Origin of the sequence: Desulfallas sp. Bu1-1 (assembly GCF_015594625.1) — a bacterium.
In the GTDB taxonomy this organism is placed as follows: Bacteria; Bacillota; Desulfotomaculia; order Desulfotomaculales; family Desulfallaceae; genus JADNRQ01.
In genome coordinates, this window is the sequence record NZ_JADNRQ010000089.1 from 1 (window position 1) to 323 (window position 323).

Annotated in this window: 1 pseudogene; it reads left to right on the top strand. The window is 46.1% G+C overall.

Annotation, left to right across the window (positions count from 1 at the left end):
- Positions 1–323, top strand: a pseudogene (locus IT084_RS17775) (transposase); the annotation flags it as partial.

Here is a 323-nt window from a genome sequence, read left to right on the forward strand (position 1 = left end):
AAAGGCCAGACGGTTCGTTTTTATCCGGGAAACCGTAGAGTTGAAAAGTAACGAACCATGCCTTTTCTACCCGGACCTGTATGATTACGAGGTTATAGTTACCAATATGGAAGATCTGCCTCCCGAGGAGGTTTGGCGTTGGTATAACAAACGCTGCAACGTGGAAAACAAAATCGATGAACTAAAACAGGGACTCCCGTTGACCAAACCAGCCAGCACGAAATGATCAGAAATGCGGCGTTCATGTGGATCAAGGCTTTGGCTTATAATCTGCTGAACTGGTTTAAATCAGCGTTGATGCCCCAAGAACACAGGCACCATGA